The organism is Phyllobacterium sp. P5_D12 (assembly GCF_054049495.1).
This window is the reverse complement of record NZ_JBFUMG010000315.1, coordinates 1-5,193: the sequence shown is the minus strand read 5'-3', so window position 1 is coordinate 5,193 and position 5,193 is coordinate 1. Positions and strand designations below refer to the sequence as shown.

The 5,193-nt window shown below is 57.0% G+C and carries 4 protein-coding genes and 1 pseudogene; 1 reads left to right on the top strand and 4 read right to left on the bottom strand.

The genetic code is table 11. The features are described 5' to 3' along the window. On the bottom strand, positions 1–913 hold a 913-nt coding region (locus tag ACXJ5O_RS18105), incomplete at its 3' end, for an amidase (protein ID WP_457301103.1). A 215-nt stretch (positions 914–1,128) separates the two neighbouring features. On the opposite strand from ACXJ5O_RS18105, the gene ACXJ5O_RS18100 reads away from it, so the two are divergent. After that, positions 1,129–1,272, top strand: a complete 144-nt coding sequence (locus ACXJ5O_RS18100) for a DUF1127 domain-containing protein (RefSeq protein ID WP_112526153.1) — start codon at positions 1,129–1,131, stop codon at positions 1,270–1,272. Positions 1,273–1,340: 68 nt separating this feature from the next. Here ACXJ5O_RS18100 and ACXJ5O_RS18095 read toward each other — a convergent pair whose 3' ends face one another. From ACXJ5O_RS18095 to ACXJ5O_RS18085, 3 genes and pseudogenes are all read right to left on the bottom strand, one after another. Further along, positions 1,341–2,675 (bottom strand): HlyD family type I secretion periplasmic adaptor subunit, encoded by a 1,335-nt coding sequence (locus ACXJ5O_RS18095; protein ID WP_457301104.1) that lies wholly within the window; start codon positions 2,673–2,675, stop codon positions 1,341–1,343. Between the two features lie 21 nt (positions 2,676–2,696). Further along, complete coding sequence (locus ACXJ5O_RS18090) at positions 2,697–4,850, bottom strand: type I secretion system permease/ATPase (RefSeq protein WP_457301102.1); 2,154 nt, start codon at positions 4,848–4,850, stop codon at positions 2,697–2,699. A gap of 30 nt (positions 4,851–4,880) precedes the next feature. Further along, a pseudogene (locus ACXJ5O_RS18085) lies at positions 4,881–5,193 on the bottom strand (hypothetical protein); the annotation flags it as partial.

Sequence of the window (5,193 nt, the reverse complement as noted above, 5' to 3'; positions counted from 1 at the left end):
CATCACGCAGCCACTCAGCATGAATCCGGCTGGCTTCAATGCCAGCGATAGAACCGATCGACGTCGCGCTGGCCAACGCATCGATCAGATCATCAACCGAACAATCGGCGATGATCGCTCCTGCTTTTGCGCAAGCCTGCAGGCATTGTTCGAAGGCATCGGCAATCGGCTTTTCCATTTCCGCAAGCAGCTGCCCTCGTGGCACACCTATCCGTAGTCCATTCAGCGAAATCGCCTCAGGGACCGGTATCGTCCCTCCGGCCATAACAGCATCGGCAATCGCGCAATCGGTAACGGACCGCGCCAATGGCCCGATGGAATCGAGACTTGGCGACAACGGGAAAGCACCTTGCAGCGGAACACGCTTGGCTGTCGGTTTAAATCCAACGACTCCATTTAGCGCCGCTGGAATACGAACCGAGCCTCCAGTATCCGAGCCTATGGAGATATCGCTGGTGTCTTCCACCACCGATATGCCTGCGCCGGTGGACGATCCGCCTGCGACGCGATCCGGATCGACGGCGTTCGGCGCTGTCGGATAGTGCGGGTTCAGGCCGACAGCAGTGAAGGCAAATTCGGTCATGATCGTCTTGCCGATGATCACCGCCCCGGCATCACGTAGTCTTTCAACAATGAGAGCGTCGGCAATTGCCGGATTGGCGGTACGCCGGATGACCGAACCGGCCAGGGTCGGCTCGCCAGCGACGTCGAAAAGATCCTTGATCGACACAATCCGCCCGTCGAGCGGTCCGAGAACCGCGCCCTCGCGCCGGCGTCGATCGGCAGCATCAGCCTCGCGGCGGGCAGTTTCGGGATAGAGCTTGACGAAGACGCGCTCATTTACATCGCGTGCCGTCAGACGCGCCAGTCGTTCCTCAAGCCTGTCTCGAGCGTTCGTTACCGGCTGTGACAATGGTTTATCCCGAACAGATGGAAGTCTTGCACCTTGTATAGCCGCAACTATCTGTCGATGAAAAGCCCCGCATCGACAGCTGACGGCGACCGCTCATATCGGCCCTATACCGCTATGCACCGTGAGCAATGCTGCTCTGCAACATTTGCAGTTTTAAATCGATACAAATCGAAGCATAGTCGTTTTCAGGGAGGGCAATAAAAGGGGTAAGACCAATGAGCCTTCGCAACCGTATTCACAAATATCGTCAGTACCGGCAGAACCTTCACGAACTGCGTTCGTGCACCGATCGCAACCTTGCTGATCTTGGGATCGCACGCACCGACATTCGCCGTATTGCCTGGATGGCCTGCATCTAAGCAGACATTCGTGCCGTTGAATTGACAGCGCCGCAGCCCGAAGCTGCCGGCGCTGTTTTCATTAGAACTCAGTACTCCCGGAACGCACGTGACATGCTGTCGATAACCGGCTTGGCCAGGTATTCAAAGAATGTGCGCTCATGCGTTTGTATAAGAATATCCGCGGGCATGCCCGGTGTCGGGGTAAAGCCACGAATGCGGGCAAGTTCGTTGGCGGGAATGCTGATGCGCGCAAGATAGATATCCTGCTTCTGCGCGCTCGTCGTATCGGCCATGGAATCGGCCGACACGTAGTCGACACGGCCATTGATGATCGGTGTGGTGCGCTGGTTGAGGCCACTCAATCGCACATGGGCTTCCTGCCCCTCTTTCACCTCGTCGATTTGCATGCGTGGAATTTGCGCTTCGATGATCAGGGGAACGCCAGTCGGCAGGATTTCGACAATCGGTTTGCCGGTTTCGATGACACCGCCCGACGTGTGATAGTATAATCGAATGACGGTGCCGGACACTGGCGCCTTGACTACTGTGCGATCAAGGATGTTAGCGGCTTGCCGGGTTTGCTCGCGTATGGTGTCGAGCTCAGCCTCTGCACTTTGAATTTCATCGAGCGCCGCCTGCTTTTCCGTATCCTTCGTCTGGATCATTTCCTTTTGAAATTTCTCGATCTGGGCGTTGACCTCCATGATCTCTGCGTCAAGCCGCGCCATGGTGCCTATTCCATCAGCGACGGCACGCTCAAGCACGCTCACCTCAGAGCGAGCCATCAGACCCTTTTTGAACAGCGAGTATTTCGCCTTGTACTCATTCTTCAGTAGCTCGACCTGAGTCTTGGTGGCATCAATCTGGGCGTTACGTCCGATTCGGCGAAATTCCAGAGCCGAAATGTTTCTCTCCATCATTTCCAGTTCATTGGCGTATTTTGCGTGGGCAGCGTCAAAATTGTCGTCCTGACTGTCGTTGACCGCGCGGATCTCCGGATTGGCCAGATTATCGAGAATTATCTTTGGCGGTTGATAGCGCGCCTCACCCTTAACCACGGCATGGAGCCGCGCCAGTATCGCCTCAAGCCGCGCCTGCCGCAGGAAGAGCTGCTGTGAGTTTGCACGAGCCGCGGTTTCATCGAGATGGACGAGTTCATCCCCCTCCTTCACGTGATCGCCCTCCCGAACCAGGAGGTCCTTGATGATTCCGCCTTCCAGATGCTGAACGACCTTGTTCTTGCCGGTAGCGACGAAGCTACCGGGTGCGATGACAGCGGCGGCGAGCGGCGCGGTGGCAGCCCATGTTCCGAATCCGCCGAAGCAGACAAGGATCAAGACGGCTCCAAACTTGCTGTAAGGCTTGATCGACCTTGGGACATCGTCATACCAGTTAAGATCGTTCAATACGGTGGTGGCCATACTCAAGCCCTCTCGTTAATTCTATTCAGCCGCCTGGATGTTTTGAACCGGCGCTTGGGGTTTGTTCTTGCGTGAAAGAGCTTCCATCACCGTGGCCCGCGTGCCGAACATAGTGACAGTCCCATTGTTCAAGACCATGATTTTGTCGACACAGCTAAGGAGGGCCGGTCGCTGCGTGATCGTGACAACGGTAATGTTGTGTTTCTTGGCGTGGTACAGCGCTTTGGTGAGAGCCGCGTCGCCTTGTGAGTCGAGGTTGGAGTTCGGCTCGTCCAGAACGACGAGCGTCGGATTGCCGAAGAAAGCCCGTGCAAGGGCAATGCGCTGTTTCTGCCCGCCGGATAGCGGAGCGCCATCGGCGGCGACCATGGTCTCATAGCCCTGCGGAAAGCTGGCGATCAACTCGTGGACATCAGCGAGAACAGCGGCGTCAAAGATCGACTGATCGGTGACGTCTTCGCGCATACGAGCGATGTTGGCCTTGATGGTCCCGGGGAACAGTTGCACATCCTGCGGCAGATAACCGATGTTTTCACCGAACTGGCGCTGATCCCAATTGCGAAGGTCCATCAGGTCGAGCCGGACACTTCCCGATGTAGGCAAAATAGAGCCAACCAGCATTTTGCCGAGCGTGGTCTTGCCCGCGCCGGAATTTCCGATGACCGCCATGGATTCGCCTGGCATCAGGGTAAAGGAAATACCGTTGAGGATGACCTTCTTATTTGGAGGCGGAACGTAAAGGATGCGCTCGACGTCGAGACGCCCCTGAGGGTCAGGCAATCGCAGCCGTTCGAAATTCAACGGCGAGTTTTGCAGAAGGTTGCGGATGCGGCCAAAGGCCGAACGGAACTGTATGAAGCTGTTCCAGCCTTCGATTGCGCCTTCAATTGGCGCCAATGCACGGCCGGCAATGATCGACGCTGCCACAACCATGCCGCCGGTCATCTGGCCGTCGATGGCAAGATGCGCGCCCCACCCGAGCATTGTCACCTGCGTCAGCAGGCGCGAACATTTGGACAGGGTGGCAAACACGATATTCCGATCCTGCGCCTTGACTTGGGAGCGCAAGGATCCGGCCATGTCGCGTCCCCAGATGCGCACTGCTTCCGGGATCATGGCAAGCGCATTGATGATCTGCGAATTGCGCGACATTGAATCGAGGTGAAGCATTGCGCGGCTTTGGTAGCTGGTGGCCTCGGCAAAGGAGGCGGCGGTTGCGCGCTGGTTAATGAAGGCAATGCCGACGAGGAGCAGCGACGAAACAACGACGATATAACCAAGGTGCGGGTGAACAAGGAAGACCGCCAGAACGAACAGGGGGGCAATCGGCGCGTCGAAGAAAGATAGCAGCGTGCCCGAAGTGAGGAACGCACGGAGCTGCTGAAGATCGCCGAGCACCTGATAATCCTTGCCGTTGCCGTGCAGGGATGCACGCGCTGCAGCGCTAAGGATCGGTGCACCAAGCTGGACGGCGACTTCCACAGCGGTTCGCATCAGGATGAAGCGCCGTATCGCATCGAGAATCACCTGCACTATGACTGCACCGACGATCACCAGTGTCAGCATGACGAGCGTATCCGTCGATCGGCTGGTGAGCACGCGGTCCGATATCTGGAAGAGATAGATTGGAATGGCCAGGACAAGTATGTTGAGGAAGATAGTGAACCCCATGGCGATCATGAGGTTCCGGCGCACCGCATTGACGCCGTTTTTGAAGCTGTCGCTGAAACTGACCGCAGCGACACGCTGGTGGAAGCCACCACCACCATTATCGTTGACGGCTACACCGTTTCCCGAACCATTTCCGCCAGACACGGGCTCGCGCGCCTTGACGGGGCCTCTGTCCCCCTCGATTATCCTGCCAACTTCAGCGCTCGCGGGAGGGGCGGATAGCGGGCGCTCCTGACGTACTTCCACGACGGGCTCAGTGACAGGTTCAATGATCTCCATGGGAGCAGTGCCGGGTTGCGCGGTGTGCCGTGGACTGATTTCGGCGGGTTCGACAACATCGGATGAAGGCGCAGTCTCGACCTCTCGCCGGAAGAGCGAAGAGATTGTGCTTTCCATCTCCGCAAGCAGTTCATCGAACTGAGTCCGTTCTTGCTCTCGCCCGACCAACGCCTGACGTGAGTGTTGAGAGATGACCCGCAAGTCCGCCTGTTCATCATATTTCATAATACTCTCGCTCCCCGAGCATTCTTCTTATTATGCGAGAACCGCTTGCATGACATCGACCGAGTGGGACGTGTCCGGAACATGAAGGGTCGAACCGTGACCATCGTTGGTCGGCGCATCTGCGTCATTATCGAGAAATGCCACAACTTCATTGGCCAAGGGCTGACCTTGGCCAGGAGCGGGTGCTGGATGCGAATCGACGAGCTCGGCCTGGATGAGGATCGCGTCCGAATACACACCACCGCCAACATAGGAACTGCCGCCGTGTGTATCGTTGTCAACGATCGTGGCGGCGTTAATCAAGGCATTTGAGCCGGTGCTGATATCCCAGATGGTATCAGAT